Here is a 22232-nt window from a genome sequence, read left to right on the forward strand (position 1 = left end):
AAGTAATTTTTATTAAAAATATTACTAAGGCTTTAATTTTTTTATAACTATTTTATATATTAATTATTTTTGTATTCTCTTTCTAAAATATCCTGATAAATCAACGGGAGTTTCCTCGAGCCATGATGACATAATGCATTCATATTTACCTTTGCTTTTGCTTAATTTGTAAATTTGATATTCAACTCTGTCGTTTCCGCCGTCAATAGTTTCTCTTGACTCAACTAGCATTTCATATATTCCGTCTCCGTCAATATCTTCAAATATATTATCCATTTGAGTTATAACAGAGCTTTTCATAGAATTAATTTCTTTATAAAAAACTACATCAGCAATAAATTTTACACTAGTACCATCTATTCTAAACATATACATGTATATATCTCTATCAGTACCGTCATCATTTATGATATAGTATTTTATTATTCCTATTTCATTTTTTTTATCATAAAAATTTTCTAAATCAATAGCAGCATTTTTTCCTAATCTGTCTGTTTTATAAGAAAATTCTTCATTGTCTTTATTGTATATGTATATTTTATCTCCCTGAGCAGAAGATACTAAAGCTATAAATTCATTACCTTCTTTAGGAAGAACATCAGCAATAACTATAGAATATACTTTATATCCTTTGCTTTGTAATTCTGATTTTAATTTTTCCGCCTGAGTATATTCAGCATTATTTATATTGTCGCTTTTATAATAAACAATTTCTCCATTGCCTGAAAGATTAAATAAACTTTGCACATCAATAGAGTAAAGAGGCATAGTTAATATTAAAGAGATTATAATTGATAATATTTTTTTCATAATTTAGCATCCGTTTTATTTTATTATTTGTAAGTTTTTATATCAACAAATTCTATTTCAGAATTCACCTTTCCGTCAGAACTTTTATATTTTATTATTTTAGGTAAAGTATAATCATCTACTTCTTCGTATGAAATATTAACATCATATATTTTAGATTTTTTATTATAATATTCTGCTCTTTCTATTATGTAAGTATCTTTGTTTACAGTGTAAGTTACACTATAATTCTCATTTTCCCCTTTTGCTCTTAGAGTTATTTTATATTCATCTTTTTTATCCTCTATATTTTCAAAGGTAATTTTTTTTGATATAGAACTATAATCATTGTTATTTCCTACTAAAGCATAAAATCCAACAGTTTCTAAAGCTCCTTCAAATACAGAAAACATATTTCTATAAAAGCTATCTACATTTTCAAGTATTAGGGTAGGCTTGTATCCTTTTTCAAAAGTGAATCTTAATTTTATATCTTCTTTAGTTTTTGTATAACTTTTTGCAGGAATAGTATCTATTTGTCTTTGTACTATTTTTCCGTCTATATAGGATTCAAATTTTCTTGGATAAATTGCAGAATATTTTTCTTTCATTTTTTCGTATATATCCTGAAAGTTTGCATCCTGAGAATATGCATAAGTATATGCAATACATATTGTGATTATTATTAATACTATTTTTCTCATACTATTACTATTCTCGTAATATTTTTAATTAGCAATAATAAAAAATAATTTTATACTTTTTGTAAATTTTATATAGAAAAATAAAATTTAAATGTTATTATTGATAAATTAATACGATTTTATACTAAAACTATTAATACATTAGAATCTTGACTTTAATTTTAAAGTTTGTTATACTTGCAGTATAAAAAATATAATTTATGGTAAGTATTTATGAGCGAAGAACAAAATGAACAATTGTCAGAAACAGGCATATATTGTGCCAATTGCAGATATTGCGTTTTATTCAGAAAAGCTAGTGGTATAGACGGTAATCAATATTTGCTAAGAGTAAAATGTGCACAAGAGCAATGGCGCAAAAAACTTGGCGAAGAAAAAATGTACAAGTATTTTACAGTTGCTAGAAGAACTGTAGAAAAATGCGATGACTATAAGGAAATGGGCGATTTAAGAAGTTTCCTTAAAACTTTGCGTAAAAGTTTGCCTGTACGTGATGAAGTATATACTATAAAGAAATAATGGATTTTTAGTGAAAAAAGGTTTGATTTTTTTAGCTGCGGTTGTTTTTTTATTAATTTCATGTGCTTCAGCGGTTAAAATTTCTGTAGAGGAAGGACAGTATCCTAAAATAATAGCTGAAAAAGGATACACTGAATTTGGTAATAAAAACTATAAAACTGCTATAGCCTATTATCAGTACATAATAGATAATTTTGATAGAGAAAATTATGCTAAAGATGTAGCCTGGGCTTATTATGAGATAGGTTTTTGTTATTATTATCAAAAAAAGTATGAAGAAGCTTTAAAGTATTTTGATATAGTTCTTAATAATTTTACTGTTTTGCCTCCTAAAATTTTAGCTCAAAAAGTTATGCAAGATATTTATGAAGAAAAACCTAAATTAAAACCTGTTGAAATTATAGAAGAGGAAATAGAAGTTATTGAAGAAAATATAGACTCATGAAAAAAGAAAATAGCATCACTAAGAGTATTATATTAAGTTTCCTATTGCTTAGTATTTTAAGTATATTTATTATCCTTTTTGTATATATTTTGTATAGCAGAGGGGAGGGAGAGGATTATTCTCTTACATCATATATATTATATAGTTTAATATTCTTTAAAAGTTATATACCTTATGTAATAGCATTATCAGTTTATTTCTCATTTTTTAAAGCTAAATATTTATATCAGGAAAGTATATCTAAGGTTATAGCTTATCCTATAGGGCTTATTGTATTACTTGTTTGCTTTTATGCTATATATGATTATTCTTTTACTAATTTCTTTATATCTAAACTTAAGGAGCATAATAGTATTAGAGATGCAAAAATATATTATGAATATGAATTAACATTAAAAAATAGAGCTTATGAAGCAGCAAAAGAAGAATTGATGGCTGGTAACTTAGATGCAGCATCTAGTTTAGCTGAGGAAGCATTATTTTATGATAAAAATGATGGAAATACTCTTTTGCTTATAAAATCAATACAAAAAGAAAAAATGATTAAAGAAGCTAAGATTCATGAGGAAAAATTTAATAATATAAATAATTTAATGAGTCTTGGTACAAGAGAATTTAGCCTATCTAATTATAATGCAGCAAATAACTATTTTAATCAAGTGTTGGAATTGGATAAAAATAATCCTATGGCACTATATTATATGAATAGAATAAGTATAGCTATGAATAGAAAACCTCTGTATTATGGTAATGCTACACCTCAGGAAGCTTCCATATATTCAAGATTATCAGAAACTATTGATATGTATGAAAGCGGATATTTATGGAAGGCTTATTATAATATTTCTGATTTGTATTTGAATTATCCTAATATTGCTGAAATAAATAACTATTATTCTATTATAAGAGATGCTATAACTAGATATGATTTCTTTATTAAGGAAGCACAAGAGGTTAGGGAAGCATATATTAATAATCCTGATTTGTTGAAATATTCTTCTGTTTTTAGTCATAATGGTATAAATATAATGTTAAGTAAGAATGTTCTCTTATCTTCATCTACAAGTGCAATGTTTAAAAATAGTTTGTATATATTTGATGTTTCACTTATGGAATTAGATGATGAATTAAAAATTGTAAGATGTGAGAATTTTTTATTCGGAAAAATAGCTGATTCTTTCAATAATACTAATAATACTAAAAATATTATATTAAAAGCTTATTTTGATACTAATAAAAATGAATATATATATGATGATGCTATTAGTAAAGTTATTCCTATTAATATATCATACAGCACATTGGATATTATTAAGAATTACACTTCTTTGAATTTAAGATATGTAAATTTATTAGAATTGTTTACTTTAAGAAAAGAAATTCAAAAATTTGGGTATTCTAATAAGGATATTAATTTTGAGCTTTTAGTGAAAAATATTGAACCCATAGCTTATTTATTATTATTTATGATAATAGCATATTATTCATTTAGATTTAGATTAGCAGCATCTACCGATAAATTCCATTTTTACAATAGAATTACAGGTGTTTTAGGTACATTATTATTTGTTATCGTTTATAAGGTTTTGATAGATTATCTTGGAATGTTGATGTTAATGGCATCGCATATTACAATAAGTGTTCTCATTGCTGTTGTGGTATTTGCATTCCTTATACTATATGTTATATTCCAAATGGCTAGAATTCCTAGAGATGTTAGATAATTTATATTCAAAAAGAGAAGTTACAGAATATTTGAAACATAAGTCCATCTTTCCAAATAAGAATAGAGGACAGAACTTTTTATGCGATAAAAATATAGCATACAATATTGCTAATACCATTCCTGATAATTTATCAAGAGATAAATATGCTTTAGAAATAGGCGGGGGGCTTGGTTCTTTAAGTAATATGCTGTATGATATATACCAAAATAATCTCACTATAGTAGAATATGATAATGCTTTATATAATCATTTAATAGAAAAATTTAATGGTATCAATATAATACATAAAGATATACTTACATTTGATATATCCAATTCAGAAAATAAATATGATGTGTATGGAAACATACCATATAATATAGCGAGCCCTATAATGGAATGGCTTTTATATGAATCATATGATAAATGGAATTATGCTGTATTTATGGTTCAAAGTGATTTTGCTCAAAGACTTATAGCTAAAGAAAATACTGAAAACTATTCTTCTTTAACCTTATTTGCTAATTTTATGTCGCATATTAAATTGGAATTCAATGTTTCAAAAGATGTTTTTTATCCTATTCCAAAGGTTACTTCATCTGTTATCAGTATAATTCCCAAAAAAGTTGATATTGATATAATTGAAATATTTAAATCTGTTTCAAAAACTTTATTTCATAATAGAAGAAAAACTATAAGAAATAATTTTATTAGTTCTCCATATTTAAATATTAACAAAGAATATGTAGATGAAATATTAAATAAAGCAAATATAGATGGAAATATAAGAGGAGAAACCTTACATATAGATAGAGTTATAGAACTTTCCAATATAGTAAAAGAATATATTTAATTATTTGTATTGTTTTGCTCTAAAATTCTTACAGAATTAATAATATTTTCTATTTCTTTATCATCTTTTTTACTGTTGGCATTATACATACATATTATTTGTAGTATTCCGTTATCATGAAGCATAAGAAAAGATTTATGGTATGTTTTATTAGGTCCGTAATAGAAACTACTTAAAACTTTATATGAATTAGACATATTTTCAGGCACTTTTTCTGATACTACTTCGAATTCTTTTATGGCAGGATGATTTCTCAGTCCGTTTATTACACTATTTTTAGCTTTTGCTAAATTTATACTTCCGCTATATGCTGGTTTATATTTTGTATATACTATAGTATATATAGCTGTATTTCTCTCTATACCATAAGATTCATTAAATGCTACGGTATCATCAATAGCTACTGTTCCATCTAAGAATCCTGGTTTGAAATCTTCAGGTACATCTACTGCTATATTTGTAAGCATTATAGTTTTATTTCTTTGAGTACAAGAAGAAATAAATAATACAATTGAAATTATTATTATAGTATTAATTAATTTTTTTAATGTTTTACTCATATTAATATTATATATCATATTATATATTTTTAAAGTAAAAATTATTATATATTCATTTTTTTTTATAAAAATAAAAAATTATTTTTAATTATTAAATTATTTTTTTATATTTAAATATATATTTGACTTTAATTTTGAAGAAATTGATAAGGATATTTAAGAATGAGAAAAACAAAAATAATAGCAACTTTAGGCCCAAGATGGTCTAGTGAAGATATGGTAAGAAAGATTATAGAGAATGGTGCTGATGTATGCAGACTAAATTTTTCTTTTGGAACTTATGATGAGCATTTAGAAAGAATTAATATAATAAGAAAAGTTTCAAATGAGCTTAAAAAACCAGTTGCAATATTAGCGGATTTACAAGGTCCTAAAATAAGAATAGGTAAATTAAAAGAGCCTATTACTGTAAAAGAAGGTGATATAGTAAAACTTAGCGGATACAAAGAAACTAATGATGATAGTATTATACCAACAACACATTCTAATATTGCTCATGATGTAAAATCAGGTTCTATGCTTTTGATAGCTGATGGTACTATACAGCTTATAGTTGAATCCAGTGATGAGGCATCAAAGCTTGTTGTATGTAAGGTTATAACAGGGGGAACTATATTAAGCAGTAAAGGAATTAATCTTCCTGGTGCACATGTTACAACAGAAGTTCTAACTGAAAAAGATGTAAGCGATGCTTTATTTGCTGCTAAGAATGGTGTTAATTATTTAGGAATGAGTTTTGTAAGAAAGGCTGAAGATGTTATAAGACTTAGAAAGATATTAGATGATAATAATCTTCAAGATGTAGGCATTGTTTCAAAGATAGAAAATACCGAATCTCTTGAGAATTTAGAGGAAATTATAAAGCATTCTGATGGTGTAATGGTGGCTAGAGGGGATTTAGGTGTTGAGATACCATTTGGAGAAGTACCTGTTTGGCAGAAAAAAATATTAAGAATGGCAAATGATATAGGAAAAATTACTATTATAGCTACTCAAATGCTTGAAAGTATGACTAAAAGCCCTGTGCCTTCAAGAGCTGAGGCTAGCGATGTTGCTAATGCTGTTTTAGATGGTACAGATGTTGTAATGATGTCTGCAGAAACTGCTTCTGGTGATTATCCTATAGAATCAGTTAAGGCTATGGTTTCAATAGTTGAGGCTGCCGAGAAATCTGTTATGAGAGCTTCACATGAAAATATGTCTTATTTGGATAGAGGTGTAAATGATGCTCTTACTGATAGTGCTTCTTATTTATCATATTGTTTAGATAATAAAGTAATAATAGCTCTTTCAAGATCAGGATATACTGTTAAAAACTTATCTAAAAAAAGACCTAAAACACCTATTGTTTTTATGTCTGCTGATACTGATTCATGTAATAGATTAGCTATATGTCATAATGTTTATACCATACTCATGCCTGAAGATTTGAATTTCAGTGCCGGTATAAGTCACGGAGGTCAGATTGATGTACTTGAAGATACATTAATCAAACATAATTTAGCTAATCATGGCGATAAAGCTATACTTGTCAGCGGAAGCAAATGGCAGGGTAGATGGCAGGAAAATAGTGTACGTGTAGTTGTTATACACTAATTTATATATTATATCTTTTATAAGGATTACTATTAAGTCGTAGTAATCCTTTTATTTTTAATACTTTCTGATATAGATGTAATTAATTTTATTATTTATAAATAGTATATTTTTATATAAAAAATAAAAAACTTAAATAAAAATTTAATATTTTGTTTATTACTTCTTGAAGTAATTTATAAATTTTGTATAATATTATAATTAATAAACTTTATGGAGTGGTTTTATATGAAAAATGATAAAAGAGAGAGATTATCTAGCAGGATTGGTTTTATTCTTGTATCAGCCGGATGTGCTATAGGTCTCGGAAATATATGGCGTTTTCCTTATATAACCGGAAAATATGGCGGAGCTCTTTTTGTTATTATATATTTAATATGTTTGGCTCTTGTAGGGCTCCCAATACTTATAATGGAATTTAGTATAGGAAGAGCCGGACAAAAAGATATAGCAGGTTCATATAAGGTGATAGAAAAAGAAGGTAGTAAATGGCATTTAATTGGTTATGTGCAAATGTTTGGCTGTTTAATATTAATGATGTTTTATACAAGTGTTACAGGATGGACTATTACTTATGCTTATTATATGGCTACAGGCGCTACTTTAGGACTTACCCCTGATGGAATAGCTGATTTCTTTGGAAAAATGCTTTCTAATCCTGCTATAATGCTTTTGAGTTTATTTATAGCTGTATTTTTTGGAACATTAATATGTTTTAAAGGTCTTCAGAAAGGTGTTGAAAGAGCATCTAAAATTATGATGTCTTCATTGTTTGTTATAGTTATAATATTAATAATGAGATCTATTACTTTAGACGGTGCTGTAGAAGGAATAAAATTCTATTTGCTTCCAGATTTATCTAAGATGTTTGATGGTGGAATAGATAATGTTTTTGAAGTAATATATGCAGCTTTAGGACAAGCGTTTTTTACATTGGGAATTGGTGTAGGAAGTATGACTATATTTGGAAGCTATATAGGAAAGGAGAGATCTTTGACTAATGAATCTATAATAATAGTAATATTAGATACTTCGATAGCTTTTCTTGCTGGGCTTGTTATATTTCCTGCTTGTTTTGCTTTTGGAGTTAATCCTGGAGAGGGTGCTGGTTTAGCATTTGTAACATTGCCTAATATATTTAATTCTATGCCTATGCCTAGAGTATGGGGAACATTGTTCTTCTTATTTTTATCTATGGCGGCATTAACTACTGTTGTTACTGTTTTTGAAAATTTAATAGCTTTTACTATGTCTGAATTTAAGATGCCTAGAAATAAAGCTGCCATATTAGTGGGAATAGTTGTATTTATATGTTCTCTTCCTACTGCTTTGGGTTTTAATGTATTATCATTCATACAGCCTATGGGAAAAAATACTAGTTTCTTAGATTTATTTGATTTTATAATAAGCTATAATTTAGTTGAGCTTGGAGGAATATATATAATAATATTTTGCGTATCTAAATATGGTTGGGGATGGGATAATTTTATTAAGGAAGTAGATTCTGGGGCTGGAATAAAATTTCCTAAATTCTCAAGAATATATGTAACTTATTTTCTTCCTCTAATATTATTTGCTATATTTATTATTAATTATATATATAAATTTTTTCTATAAAATATTAAATTAGATTTCATAGCCAAGTATAAAAATACTTGGCTTTTTTATAAAAAATTATTATATACTAAAAAATTTTTAACCTTGTAAATTTTATATTGTTCTTTTTCCCGCTGCAAAAAGAACTAAAAAGTTCAACTATAAAGTTAGTATTAAATCATATTAAAATAGTATTACATATAATATAAATTATTAATTTAAGCTAAAATATAGCTCTTTGCGAAGCGTATCCTAGCCTGTTAATGATATAGCTTCTTGCAGTAGGTGGGCTTCGCCTGTGGCAACAAAAGAAGTTGTGTGTGGTACGTCTGTGTTCTTCGCAGTAAAGCCATGCAAATATTTCAAATTTAAAAAAAATTATTTTTGACAAAATATAGTTGTTTATGTATATTATAATTGACTATAATTAATTTTTATAATTTGTAAATGTTTTAAATTATATTATATATAGAATTTGACTTTAAATGTAAATAATGATAATAATATATTAAACAAATCATAATTGTATTTCATGCTATATATAAATGAATGTTTATTGAATCAATTACTTTATAAAATATATGATTGTTTGAAATTATTATGAAATTTATTTAGAGGAGTTATTAATATGTTGGAAAAAGAAGTTTATGAAAGAATAAAAAAGAGATTTGAGTCTCAGAATTTTTTATCTTTTGTTGGGATGAAGCTTGAGCATATAGATAAAGGTAAAGCTGTTATATCATGTGAAAATAAAAAGGAGTTTTCTCAATATTTAGGCTATATGCATGGGGGTATGGTTTCAGCTATTGCAGATACTGCGGGAGGACATGCTGCCGCTACTATGCTTAAAGAGGGATATAAAACAGTAACTTCTGAATTGAAAATACATTTCTTGAAGCCGGTTGTTTCTAAGAAGGTAATAGCTACAGGTGAGGTTCTAAGTGCTGGTAAAAGATTAATTATAGTAGAAACTACTGTAAGGGATGAAGAAGATAATATGCTTGCTAAGATGATAGCTACTATGTTTGTGATAGAGCCTTCAGAATAATTGTATAAATAGGGTAGGGATAGTTAAAAAGATTTTGAAATTTATTTTCGTTCCCCGCCCATTATCCTTTATTAGTTTCATTTGCAATTTTAATTTTTCTTTCTTATTTGCTTAAAAATAATTTAAAAGCACCCGCCCTAGTTTTAATTAGATTTAAAATTTTTATACCGCACGGTAAACATATTTTTTAATATAATAAAAATTGTATTATTAATCGACTTATATTCCTATTTTTAATTTAACGTGCGTTGTATGCATTCTAAATTTAAAAAAATCTTGGGTGGGCAGCTAAAATAACAGTAGAAGTAAAAAAGAAAAATAATACAAAAATGAGAGAGAAATATTGAAAGCCTAAAGGGCGGGCATATGTAATTAGATTTTAAAACTTTTATTACAATCCCACCCATTATTCTTTATTAACTTCATTTTTAATTTTAATTTATTCTTTCTTATTTGCTTAAACAGAATTTAAAAGCCCCACCCTAATGTCATTTAAATTTTTAGCGAATAAACCGCACGTTAAATAAAAAAGTAGTTAACAATACAAATTGTATTATTAACTACTTTAAGTTTAAAATCTATTTACCGTGCGTTATGATAAAATATTAATCTCCAAAAACACTTTTTACTATGCTATAAATTGAAGAAGCAAATCTCTTATTAACTTTTAAAGGATTAATCAAAGTTTCAATGCCGTCAGTAATTTCACAGAACTCAATATCACCAAAATTAATATCTTCATTAGCATCCATTCCAAAGTACATATAGTCGAATGAGAGATGAACTGCTATGTTGAGATAAGTATCTTTTAATATGTACTCGCAGAAAGTTCCTCCGTCCATAGCTTCGCCTCTAGCCATATCGTACTTAGTAGCTAATGACATTAATACACCAGCCTTTATTGTTTTAGAATCAAGAGAATGAATCTTATCTTCTTTTATGTCTTCTTCTTTAATCTCTTCATATTTGAAATTAAGCTGTTCTATAGGCTGTGATATCTCATAATCTGATAATTGAGTTTTCCATTTCTCTATAGTGTCAGCATCTAATTCTGAAGGGTGAACTAAAGTTATTAAACTGTTCTCAGGTAAAGTGTACTCTTCTTCATCAACTGTATTGAAAGTACCGTCTTCCATGTATCTGAAACTCTGTATTAAATTGTTGTTCTCATCATAAGCACCCCAAATAAGCTTCAAAGCAAATATGTTCATTATTGGGTTCTCAACAAATACTGTTTTGAAATTATTGTAAGTCCATTTTCTGCCATTTAATAAAACTTTTTGAAGTCTTATTTTCTGATTCTGTATCAAAGTTTTTATTTCTTTCTTGAGTGTAGTACATTCTTTCTTAGCACTGTCTGCTTCTGCTTTGTCGTCTTTGCTGTTTGGTGCAGGAAGTGATTTTATTACTTTTTGTTTTTCATTATCTGTTATAGTGAGTTCAAGATTATTGTCTATTGATAATGTGAATGTTCTTCTTGCTTCTCCTCCGTAATTTAGAACTCTTTCACCTTTTTGACTAAATCCAAAATTAGGTATTATTCTGTCTGAAAGTTCATCAGCTGTCATATCAAGCATATAAGCAGCATTCTCCATAGTTTCTATTGCCACTTCTTTTATTTTTGCTGTAGGTGATTTTCTTGTTAGACCGTCTACTAATATTAATGCATAGTTCTTTCCGTTTAATGCCATACATTTTACAATAAATGCTGCCATAACAGTACGTGAACCTTTAGCAAATTCTTTTATAAGAGGATAAACTTTATCTATTTTCAAATCATCAGAATATATTAAATAAGGTATTAAAATATTCTTTTTTGTTGCTTCATAATTAGAATCTTTCCAATGGATATATAACATTTCCAAAGCATTAGTAAATGAAGTAGTATCAAGCATTTCAGCAAGCATATCGCAGTCTTTTAATCTTGCAGGCTCTACTAAATTCATATATTCCATAATAATATATTTAAATATTCTCTCATCAGCCAATGTTCCATTATTGTATAAAACTTTTGTCAAATGAACATCATCTAGGAACTTTATATTTTTTTCATAGTTTGTATTGTAGTAAGTGTCAATAAACTCCAAAGCCTCGTCGATACTTTTGAAATAGTCGCCGTATTTTTTTAAGTTCCAATTCTTAATAATATTTTTTAATGCTCCTTTAAGTTCTGATGATCTTGCTTTCTCTGACATCTTTTCGACATAAGGTCTTGTAATAGCTTCATTATCAGAAATAACTTTAATACAATGCCTTTTTACTTCGGCTCTCTTTGTATTTTCAAGAATCGTATAAACTAAATGATAATCATTATAATGACATTTATTATACAATGTTCTTAATATATCTAAGGCTGTATTTTTATTGCTTGCTATATTATCTTTTATAAACTTATCATCATTTAATATATTTACCACTTCATCAAAATAGCTTTTTAATAATTCATCTTTTACGCTATTTATAATAACATTATTATTTTCATCTACGCATCTAAGTTCTTTATATAATGTAGGAAGAGATTTTCCTCCATAGTCATAATAATAATTTGAAAGATCTCCTGCATAATCAAAATAGTATGATAATAAAATTTCTTTTAATGTAATATTCAATTCTTTATTATTTAATAAACTATCAATAACTTCTTTTAAAGTTTTACTTCCTATAGATGCCTGCACTTCTATATATTTTCTTATTCCAAGCTGAATTGGTAAATATTTAAAAATATCAAGAGCAAACTTTTTATAGTTTTTTATTTCAGGGATATCATAATTAAATAAAGAGAATAAATAATAAAGTTCTGTACTAAGACAATATTCAGGGAGAGTATTTCCCCATCTGTATGTGCTGTATAGATTGTATGTATTTTTTTTGTCTGTATAATAATCTATAAGCGTATCAAATAGTTTATTTTTATCTTTATCAAATATTTCTTCTATTTTTTCTGTAGTAGTAAAAGTAGGTCTTGGATTATATCTATTAGAGTTATCTTTTGTAAATTTATTAACTATAGTTTCTAATACAGTTATAGATTTTTTTAAATTATTTGTATCTAAATTATTATCATTATGTTCTAGTAAAACACCGCTAAGAACTATAAATATTCTTTTATTTCTATCATTATTTCTATTATTATTATACCTATCACTATTTAAACTATTTTCTACAAAATTATAAATTTTATAAAAATCTTCTTTATGATTCAAATATAAATCTCTTGCACCATAAATGAAGGCATAATGAAAATAGTCCTCAAAATGCTGTGCTATAAATGCAAAATCATTTGGATAATTTATTGCATTAAAGAATTTCTCTCTAGCTTTATAAGGATTGTTATAATCTAATGATCTTAAATGGTATCCAAGTATAATATTAATGTCAATGATATATTCTTCATTTTTATTAAGCACTTCTATAAATTTATTTTTTATAGCCTCATTTTTATCTAAGATAGCAGCAATTACATTTAAAGTGTCATAAAGATTAGGAAGAACATCGAATGATTTTATAGCTGCATTTATATATTTCTCATCACATTCTTTATTATTTTTTATAACAGAACATATTGCAATCAATGGTATTACAGCATCTCTATCCATTTTTTTTAATATTTTTTTATTATCATTGTTATTAATAATATCAATATATTTATCTGTGTATTCTTGAAACTCTTTACTGAAGTATTTATTAAAATCTTCAAAAACTGTATATATTAAAGTTTCACCATTTAAAGTTCTTGCCTGTTCTTTATATCTTTTCTCATATCCATAAACAAGATATCTGAGTGACTTTTCAAAATCTCTATTGACTATATAATCAAAAATAACATATCTAGTTCCGCCTTCTCCTTCCTTATCTTTTCCATAAATAAGTATCTTCATGAAATGTTCATATCTTTTTTTTAATTTTTCATCTTCTATAGAAAAGTAATCTTTCAAAAATTCCTCTTTATAATGGAAATAATCATAAGAATTCCTTCTTATTTTACTGAAATCATTTGTAGCTTCACATTTTGCCATATCATCTTCTATAGCAGAGCCTTGATAATATATTGCAAGTTTTTCTTCTAAGTTCATAAATTCACCTCTTATCATTTTTTAATCTATATTAATGTATAGTATATATATTTTTTTATTTATTGTCAACTTCTTTAAGTTCTATTTACCTAACATAACCCCCATCGCACGCAGTATAAATCATAAATATAATTATATTATTATACAATTTATATCATAAATTGATAATGCATTTACTGTGCGTTAAATAGATTTTAAATTTAAAAATAACTTGGGCGGGTGCCTTAATTTCTAATAAAGTATCAAAACAATTTAAATTATAATTACAGAACAAAGCAACAAAGAATTAAGGGCGGGGAATGTAAATAATACTTTAAAGTTTAATTACATCTGCCCACCCTCTTGCTTTATTATTACATTTTACATTTTAGACTTTACTTCTTTACTGCCTCAATTAAAAAAGCATGCCCACCCAAAATGTTTTTAAAGTTATTAGTTTATTTACCGCACGAAAAAATAAAACAAGAAATAAAGAATAATAAAAAATCAAATATTAATTATAAAATAGAATTGACTAACCGTGCGTAAAAAAATACAAAAAATAAAATTATAATAAAAAAACCTATGCAATAAATGCATAGGCTTATGGGAAAAAATAAAGCTTATTCTTCTACATTTTCTATTATGTCGTTATATTCGTTGATTAATAAATTATATTCTTCATCATCTAATAAAATACAATCATTATTCAAACTGTTTAATAATCTGCTCATGTAAATCTCCTTCTTTCATTCATAAATAAACCTTAATTTTTTATGTGATATATTAAGTTTATATTGTAGTTCATTATCACGATTTGTACTAATAATATAAGAAATTAATATATAAAGGCAAGAAGTTTTTTATATTGGTTTTAATAAATAATTTTATATAGATAAACAAGAATAATAAAAAAGCCTATGCATTTATCGCATAGGCTTAAGGAGAAACAAATAATATCATTCTTCTATATATTTCCTCATTATTTCATAATATTCGCTTATTAATAGCCTATAATCTTCATCATTTAAAAAGTTACATTCTTTATTTAATATGTTGAATAATTTAGTCATAATAGACCTCCTTTTTCATCATAAATAAATTTAAATTTTTATGTGATGAACAAGTTGTATCTTGTAATTAATTATCACAAGCATCTATTAATAATATAATAAATTGTGTAATAAATTCAAGAAATTTTTTTATTTAGATTTAAAGTAAATTATAAAATATGAAGTTTATGATATATTTGTTTTTAGCTATTTTAGTATTTATCAGATTTATATTGAAAAGAATAATTAATAAAAATTACATATATTTTTTATATGATATATTAAAAAAAGCAATGCATTTTATTTTTGCATTGCTTTTATTTATTTTTAATTATAACTATTAGTATCTCCAAATTCCCCAAATATCTAATCCGCCGCCGAATGCATTATTTATTTCAAAGTTGGCACTTTTTCTCATTATTCCCTGACCTTCGGCATATCCCGTCAAACCAAATGTTAGATTTTCTATTAAAGTAACTTGAAGTTCTCCTTCCACACCATAATGCAAATTGTATTCTCCATCTACTTTATATAACTGACCTTCAAACATAAGTCTAGGCATTATGTATGTATATATTGCCCCTAATTTTGCCTCAAATTTAGCTGGTAATAATATATAGAAATACATACTGTCAGTAGATCTTCCGCCTTCATCATCATATAAATAATTAATCAAAGCATCTTCTGCATATCCGGCATCTATAGTAGCAAATCTTGACCCGATACCATAATAGAAAGCTAATTTTATAGGAAGACTTATTTGTACCGGATAATTATCAAATCTTGTAAGCATTACACTTCCATATAAAGAACCTCCTATTACCATAGGTGCTATAGAAGTTCCGCCAACATCATTTATAACAGTTGAAAGCTGTATTCCATAATGAAGCGACATAGTAAATTCATCTAATAATCCGCCTCTAAACATAAAAGAAAATTTAGGTGTGGTACTAAATGCTAATTTTCCGCCATAATGATTCTGATCAGCAATATAAAATGAAAAAGGTAAAGTAAATCTATATTTCTCCATAGCTAGACCAAAAGAAAATGAATGGCTATGAGCAATAGGCATATTTTTTTCACTAAGATCATTATATAAATTAAATTGATATCCAAATCCGAATATACCATAGCTTAGTCCTACAAATCCTTTAGGTAAAAATGCTAACTTTCTTTCTCCAGCAGCATTTGTTTTATTATCTACTATATGTGATAAATCTAATATTGATACACCCAATTTTAAAGGCGTATTATGATTCATAAGCGGAGCAAAATCGTATATTGTACTTACTCTGTCAGATCCAAATCTTGTTGAAGTTACTCCTTCTATTAAATTATGCATATTATCTTTATCTAAGATATCATCTATAGCAAAAGCAAAAGAATTTAATATTAAGAGCATCAGGAATATTATTTTTTTCATTTTTTCTCCACTTATTATTAATAATTATATTACAAAACAGATGTTATTTAATAATGTAATAGTATTTTGTATAATTTAATTGCTCTAATAGTTTATAGCAGAAACACTATTATTTCAAGTGCATATTTTCTACATATTTTTTCTATTATCTTAAAAGTAAATTAAAAGGTATTTTCTTCCGATAATTTTACATACGGAATTAAAAATGATAAAAGATTTTTTTTATTTTATAGTTATTATACTATCTAAAACTATAATAGATTTATTTAGATCATTTGGAAGTATTATAATATTCGGATTTATTTTATATGTTCTTTCTTCTGTCACTAGAAGAATATTTGCTAAAACTTTAGGTTCTAAGACAGAAGTTTATATCACAGGCTGGATTGGTACTCCTATACATGAACTTTCACATGCTTTATTCTGCTTATTATTCAGACATAAAATTAATGATATAAAGTTATTTAATACAAAATCTGATACTATAGGATATGTGCTTCATAGTTATGATTCAAGAAGCTGGTATCAGCAAATGGGTAATTTTTTTATAGGGGTAGGGCCGATTATTATTGGAACTTTGATAGTTTATTTACTATTTATATTATTAGCTCCTGAATTAAAAAATAATGTATTTGAAATACCTGTCATTAAATATAAACAAGTATTTAATTCAGATATACTTTCAATATTCTACTATACAATATCAAATATATTTGTATACACTTATAATATTTTTGTGAATATAATAAAGAATGTTATAGAATATTCTTCTTTTAAAAATATTACTTTTTGGATATTTTTGTATTTCTCAATAGCAATAGCTTCTCATATGGAGTTAAGTCCTGCTGATATTTCACATGCTTCAAAAGGTATTATAGTTATATTTGCTTTATCATTGATATTAAATACTTTATTTATAATAATGAAAGTATTTTTTAAATTGGATATTCCTATTTTTATAAATCAGTTTTTTAATAGAATTTTAGAAACATATAATATGCTGTTAATATTTTCAGCCATAATATCATTATTCAATTTTCTTATATCATATATAATTTTGACGCCTATTAATTTAATAAAAAATGGCAGTTTAATTAATCCATTTACTAGCTGATTATAATATTATTTATTCTGATTTCAAAACATAAATATAATTAATATTAGATTTTAGAATAGTTTTAAGAAAAAAATAAGATTATATTTAATTATTATTTTTTACCAAATTTATTTTTAACAAAATTACTTAAAATATTCAATTTATCAGCAGTAGCTTCTTTTGATGCCTCTAAGTTTTGGCTTTCTATTTCTTCATAAACTTCTTTTCTGAATATTTTTACATTTTTAGGAGCATTAATACCTAGTTTTATTTGATCGCCTCGTATATCTACGAGCATTATTTCTATATTATCTCCTATTACTATGCTTTGATTAATTTTCCTAGAAAGTACAAGCATTGTTATGAACTCCTTTCTTCTGTATTACCATTTTCTGAAGAATCATTATCTTCTAAAAGAATTGAATGTCTGGTTGTATATTTATCACCTGAAACGGTACATTGTTTAGCTTTGTGATTTTTGATATTAAAAACTACAGGCGCCACTAGATTAGCACTCATAGATTTAAAATCACTATTAGGAATGCTGACAATAGTAAGCAGGTATAAATCTTCATTATTCTCTATACCTAAATATTTTATATCATCATCATGTACATCAGGTTCATAATTTTTAAATATCAAAAATGGATCTATAAGTATAAAGCATACATTTTTATCATCTTTAGATTGAAGTATTTTAAAAGTTCCTTCCTCGTCCATATTGAGGAGATAAAATTCATCATAGGCCTCAAATGCTAATATAGTACCATTTAAGTGGTATAATGAATCATCTGAAACTTCTATTTTTCCTAGTATCCTAGATTCTATTTCCGGCATATAATTATTTCCTTTTATACAATTAATAATATTTTATATTGTCAGCATTTTATTTCTTATCTTAATTTTATTATCTTAAATAATCCATAAGAGTTCTGCCTAATAATCTTCCTGCTGTTTGTAATGAAGCATTATGAGCATATTGCCACATATTGAAATTAACAATTTCTTCAGCATAGTCTATATTTTCATTTTTAGCCAAAGCTTCTTCAATAGCCAATTTCTGATCTTCAAAACTAGCATAACCCATATCAAGTCTTGTAACTTTAGAAGATGCATTAGCCTGAACAGTAGCAACATTATCCAAAGAACTATCTATATAACCTAAAGCTTCGCTTCCTATAGCTCTTACATCATCATTAAGCATAGCATCTCTTAAATAAATAAGAGTTTCAAATACGCTTTTTCCTGTAACTAAAGCACTAGGTTCATAGTTGTTTTCAGGATTATTAGCAGCTCCAGCTCTTACTAAACCTATATCTTGTAAAACTGTACCACCGGCTAAATCTTGTAAAAGTATTTTATGAGGAGAGCCTGTTTTTAATTGTATAACTTTTTCTCCGCCTCTTAAATCACCTATACTGGCACTTACATTTCCATTAGCATCATTTATTCTTTGAACTATAGCTTCAATATTATCGCCTTGTTTAATATTTACAACCATATCATCTATCATAATATCCTGGTCTTCAGCAGCAATATAAGTTGATGCATCAGTTGTAGATATTATTTCCATATCAGTTCCCCAGAAAGCATAATTACCTGGAGTTGCTACATTAATAACTTGTCCGTTTTCTATTTCTCTGTTCTGAGCATTTCCATCACCTTCATATATAACAGATTTTACTATAGAACGTCCTGCTTTTTCATCATGTCCATAAAGTGCTCTGAAAGGTGCTGTTTTAATGCTTGTTCCTGAGAATATATACTCGCCTTTGCTCTGAGTTTTTGATATGTCGTATATTCTCTCTATCATTTCTTCCACTTCCATAGCCATTTTTGCTCTGTCATCTGCTCCGTAAGTACTATTTGCACCTTGAACTGCTAAATCTCTTGCTCTATTCAAAGCCTGAGTGATAGCTGACATAGAATCATGTGCTACGCTCAATTTTTCTTTTCCATCAACTATATTGCTTTGATATCTGTCTACTGAAGACATTCTAGTTCTATAATATATAGAATTAATAGTTGAAGTAACATTCTGGTGAGGGTACTGCACCCTTTGACCAGTAGATAATCTAGTTTGAGAAGCTTCCATCTCATTATAGTTTCTTTTTATTGTACTAACTGTTCTATTAAATTGGGCTTGTTCAGTAACTCTCATTTTTTATCTCCTGTTTTAATATAGAAATAATTATTATATCGTTTCCATTTTCGTAATAATCTAAAATTCTTTTACTATTTTTTTAGTATTATTGCTAGCTATAAACTCGCTTTTAATAAGCTGACAACTTCCTTCGTCAGTTATCAGCTGCTCGTTTATAGCTTTAAAATTATCACTAATTATAATTTATTTATTACATATAAATAAAAACTTCTGACAAATAACCTTATCAGACACTCAAAATTTTTATTATTGCTATGTTCGCCCACCTGTATGGTGCCTACTTGGTACGCCTGCAATGAGCAAATAAATAAATTTATTTGCTGGCTTCGGCTCACTTTTTATATTTTTTATTATTGCTAGCTATAAACTCGCTTTTAATAAGCTGACAACTTCCTTCGTTAGTTATCAGCTGCTCATTTATAGCTTTAAAATTAGCATTAATTATAGCATTTAAATTTTTATTATTTTTATAACAATAATAAAAACTATTCTTATTTATCGGAATATAAATTATAAAAAACATTTATGCATATATTAAATTCATATACGAAGAAATTATATTTCTGTTAATACTATACCTAAAACGAATATAATACAGATGAAAGTATTATGAAGTATTTTGATAGTTTTGCTTATATATTGGCAAAAAGAAAAGGTAAGTGATTATTATATATTATTCTTTAGTTTTACCTATGATAGCTTGCTGACATATATCATTATATCTAGTATCTCTTTTTCTTTTTTCTATTATTACTATACCGTCATAATAATGAATAGAATATGTGCTGTCTGTAAAAGCATTTGGATATAAATCGTCTTCCTCAGTAGCCCAATAAGCATTAAGTGAGTCTATTAAATTTTTTGTGTATTCTATATATGAGTTAGGATTTTTATAACCGCCTCCGAAATTAGGCCAATATGAAGTATAAACATCTTCGCATAAATAAATTCCATCATCTTTTACATGTTCATACATCTCTTCAAAAGTAGTTATTTGCTGATTCATTCTATGTCCGCCGTCATCTATTAAAATATCTAATTTTGGAATTTGGCTTTTTACTTCTTTTAAAAATTCTCTGTCATCTTGAGAGCCTATGAATATTTTTATATTATCCTGTTCAAATTGTTTGCATTTAGGGTTTCTATCTATTGCATATATGTTGACATTGGCTTCAGGGTTATTGTTTCTAAAATATTCCCTCCACATTTTTACAGCACCACCGCTGCCAACACCGATTTCCATCATATTAATATCTTTACCTCTGTATTTAGAGAAATGTCTTTCATATATATCAAAAAAAGGTAGATGTTTGAAAATAGCTTCTCCTTTATTATCCAAAAAGTAATTATGTAAATCATATTTAGATTGATCTTCATTATCATTTATGAGTATATCTCTAATAATTTCTAATTTTTTTTTATCTTCTTCGCTGTCGCTTTTGACAAGTAAGAGGTTTTTATGTTTTTTCACTCTTAATTTTTTTATTTCATATTTTTTGCCTTTTTTCATCTATTTCCCTTAAGTTAATGAATGTAATTAATATTATGTTAATTCTTTATACTATAAAATTTTAAATTGTCAAGAATGTAAAATATTATTAAAACTGAACATCCATATAATTTGTTTTTTTATTGAATTTTTTTTATATATGCATCAATATTTCATATTTAGTATATGTAAAATAATAATTTTTGTATTGTAAAATATCTTTAAAATGTTAAAGTTTAAATATACATATTAAATTATTAAGGAGTATGAAAACTTATGAGAAAAATAGTACTTTCTATTGTAATGTTTATTTTTATTGTATCTACATCATTTGCAATTGATGGAGGTTTTGAGTTTATATTAAATGTACCTGTTGGAATGAGTGTTGGTATTTATGATTATGATTTAACTGATAGAGCTGAAAATGCTGATGTTTGGCTTAATGGTGAAATAAGAAATAATGTAGGAAGAAATAGCGGAATTGGTTTTGATATAGGTTTAACTGCTCAGCTTGGTTATATGTTTAAGTTTACTGATAATTTGGGATTAAGCGTTCTTGGTGAAGTAGGATATAGTCATGATACTTATTCTTATATTAGTAAACTTAATAAAAACATATCATATACATATTCTTTTGAAAGTATACAGTTAGGTATACTTCCTAAATTCAATTTCTTCAATTTTGCTGTAGGAATTGGAGGAGGTATTAAATTTCCTATGGCTGGAAACTATCATACAAAAGTAGGTTCGCTTACTGCTGATACAAAAATAGATTCAGATTATATGAAAAGAAATTTTAAATCAGGTGTAATTCCTTATATCAAATTTACTTTTGATTATTCTATTTTCTTTACAGAAAGAATGGCATTTAATATAGGTTTATATCTAGGATATGATTTCGGAGTAGAGCCTAATTTATATTCAATCAATGCAGATCTTCCATCAAATTGGTTAGGTAATAATGTTTTAGTAGTTGATGAAGTTAATTACTCTAGTTTTGATATAGGTTTACAATTAGGATTTAAATTCGGACCTAGAACAAAATAAAACAAAATAAAATATTATAATTATTGAATAATAAAAAGAAATAGTTTATCTTTATTAAAGATGACTATTTCTTTTTTATTTTTTAATGTTTAG

At 26.2% G+C, this 22232-nt stretch carries 18 protein-coding genes; 9 read left to right on the top strand and 9 right to left on the bottom strand.

Annotated features, from left to right (window positions below; translation table 11 throughout):
- Positions 1–63 precede the first annotated feature (63 nt).
- On the bottom strand, positions 64–810 hold the full coding sequence (locus BRSU_RS03575) for a hypothetical protein (protein WP_048593827.1): 747 nt from the start codon (positions 808–810) through the stop codon (positions 64–66).
- 23 nt (positions 811–833) lie between these two features.
- A complete protein-coding gene (locus tag BRSU_RS03580) occupies positions 834–1493 on the bottom strand; it encodes a hypothetical protein (protein ID WP_048593828.1) in 660 nt (219 codons plus the stop codon).
- 213 nt (positions 1494–1706) lie between these two features.
- Here BRSU_RS03580 and BRSU_RS03585 point away from each other — a divergent pair, with 213 nt between their 5' ends.
- Genes BRSU_RS03585 through rsmA form a run of 4 tightly spaced genes read left to right on the top strand, consistent with a single transcriptional unit; the run spans position 1707 to position 5016 of the window.
- Positions 1707–2012 (top strand): hypothetical protein, encoded by a 306-nt coding sequence (locus tag BRSU_RS03585; RefSeq protein WP_012669563.1) that lies wholly within the window; start codon positions 1707–1709, stop codon positions 2010–2012.
- 10 nt (positions 2013–2022) lie between these two features.
- A complete protein-coding gene (locus tag BRSU_RS03590; RefSeq protein ID WP_048593829.1) occupies positions 2023–2457 on the top strand; it encodes a tetratricopeptide repeat protein in 435 nt (144 codons plus the stop codon).
- Positions 2454–4181 (top strand): hypothetical protein, encoded by a 1728-nt coding sequence (locus BRSU_RS03595; protein WP_048593830.1) that lies wholly within the window; start codon positions 2454–2456, stop codon positions 4179–4181. Before BRSU_RS03590 ends, BRSU_RS03595 begins: the two co-directional genes overlap by 4 nt.
- A complete protein-coding gene (gene rsmA, locus BRSU_RS03600) occupies positions 4171–5016 on the top strand; it encodes a 16S rRNA (adenine(1518)-N(6)/adenine(1519)-N(6))-dimethyltransferase RsmA (RefSeq protein WP_048593831.1) in 846 nt (281 codons plus the stop codon). Before BRSU_RS03595 ends, rsmA begins: the two co-directional genes overlap by 11 nt.
- Here rsmA and BRSU_RS03605 read toward each other — a convergent pair.
- Complete coding sequence (locus BRSU_RS03605; RefSeq protein WP_245158046.1) at positions 5013–5576, bottom strand: hypothetical protein; 564 nt, start codon at positions 5574–5576, stop codon at positions 5013–5015. The two genes, rsmA and BRSU_RS03605, sit on opposite strands and share 4 nt — an antisense overlap.
- 162 nt (positions 5577–5738) lie before the next feature.
- Here BRSU_RS03605 and pyk point away from each other — a divergent pair, with 162 nt between their 5' ends.
- The 3 genes from pyk to BRSU_RS03620 all read left to right on the top strand — a co-directional run bounded on the left by pyk (position 5739) and on the right by BRSU_RS03620 (position 9816).
- Entirely contained in the window at positions 5739–7172 is a 1434-nt protein-coding gene (gene pyk / locus BRSU_RS03610; RefSeq protein ID WP_048593833.1) for a pyruvate kinase, read from the top strand.
- Between the two features lie 228 nt (positions 7173–7400).
- On the top strand, positions 7401–8789 hold the full coding sequence (locus tag BRSU_RS03615) for a sodium-dependent transporter (protein ID WP_048593834.1): 1389 nt from the start codon (positions 7401–7403) through the stop codon (positions 8787–8789).
- 607 nt (positions 8790–9396) lie between these two features.
- Entirely contained in the window at positions 9397–9816 is a 420-nt protein-coding gene (locus BRSU_RS03620) for a PaaI family thioesterase (RefSeq protein WP_048593835.1), read from the top strand.
- Positions 9817–10421: 605 nt separating this feature from the next.
- Here BRSU_RS03620 and BRSU_RS03625 read toward each other — a convergent pair.
- Complete coding sequence (locus tag BRSU_RS03625) at positions 10422–13889, bottom strand: DUF4132 domain-containing protein (RefSeq protein ID WP_048595129.1); 3468 nt, start codon at positions 13887–13889, stop codon at positions 10422–10424.
- A gap of 1371 nt (positions 13890–15260) precedes the next feature.
- Positions 15261–16343 (bottom strand): hypothetical protein, encoded by a 1083-nt coding sequence (locus BRSU_RS03630; protein ID WP_048593836.1) that lies wholly within the window; start codon positions 16341–16343, stop codon positions 15261–15263.
- Between the two features lie 205 nt (positions 16344–16548).
- Between BRSU_RS03630 and BRSU_RS03635 the strand changes: the two genes are divergently transcribed.
- Positions 16549–17457, top strand: a complete 909-nt coding sequence (locus tag BRSU_RS03635; RefSeq protein ID WP_048593837.1) for a hypothetical protein — start codon at positions 16549–16551, stop codon at positions 17455–17457.
- Between the two features lie 94 nt (positions 17458–17551).
- Here BRSU_RS03635 and csrA read toward each other — a convergent pair whose 3' ends face one another.
- From csrA to BRSU_RS03660, 4 genes are all read right to left on the bottom strand, one after another.
- Positions 17552–17797, bottom strand: a complete 246-nt coding sequence (csrA, locus tag BRSU_RS03640) for a carbon storage regulator CsrA (RefSeq protein WP_008724655.1) — start codon at positions 17795–17797, stop codon at positions 17552–17554.
- Positions 17798–17799: 2 nt separating this feature from the next.
- Positions 17800–18276 carry a flagellar assembly protein FliW gene (gene fliW, locus BRSU_RS03645; RefSeq protein ID WP_048593838.1) on the bottom strand — a complete coding sequence of 159 codons (477 nt, stop codon included), beginning with the start codon at positions 18274–18276 and terminating at the stop codon, positions 17800–17802.
- A gap of 70 nt (positions 18277–18346) precedes the next feature.
- Complete coding sequence (locus BRSU_RS03650) at positions 18347–19600, bottom strand: flagellar hook-associated protein 3 (RefSeq protein ID WP_048593839.1); 1254 nt, start codon at positions 19598–19600, stop codon at positions 18347–18349.
- Between the two features lie 676 nt (positions 19601–20276).
- Entirely contained in the window at positions 20277–21113 is an 837-nt protein-coding gene (locus BRSU_RS03660) for a class I SAM-dependent methyltransferase (RefSeq protein ID WP_048593841.1), read from the bottom strand.
- Positions 21114–21368: 255 nt separating this feature from the next.
- On the opposite strand from BRSU_RS03660, the gene BRSU_RS03665 reads away from it, so the two are divergent.
- On the top strand, positions 21369–22139 hold the full coding sequence (locus tag BRSU_RS03665) for a hypothetical protein (RefSeq protein ID WP_048593842.1): 771 nt from the start codon (positions 21369–21371) through the stop codon (positions 22137–22139).
- Positions 22140–22232: the final 93 nt, after the last annotated feature.

This window comes from Brachyspira suanatina, assembly GCF_001049755.1.
In the GTDB taxonomy this organism is placed as follows: Bacteria; Spirochaetota; Brachyspiria; order Brachyspirales; family Brachyspiraceae; genus Brachyspira; species Brachyspira suanatina.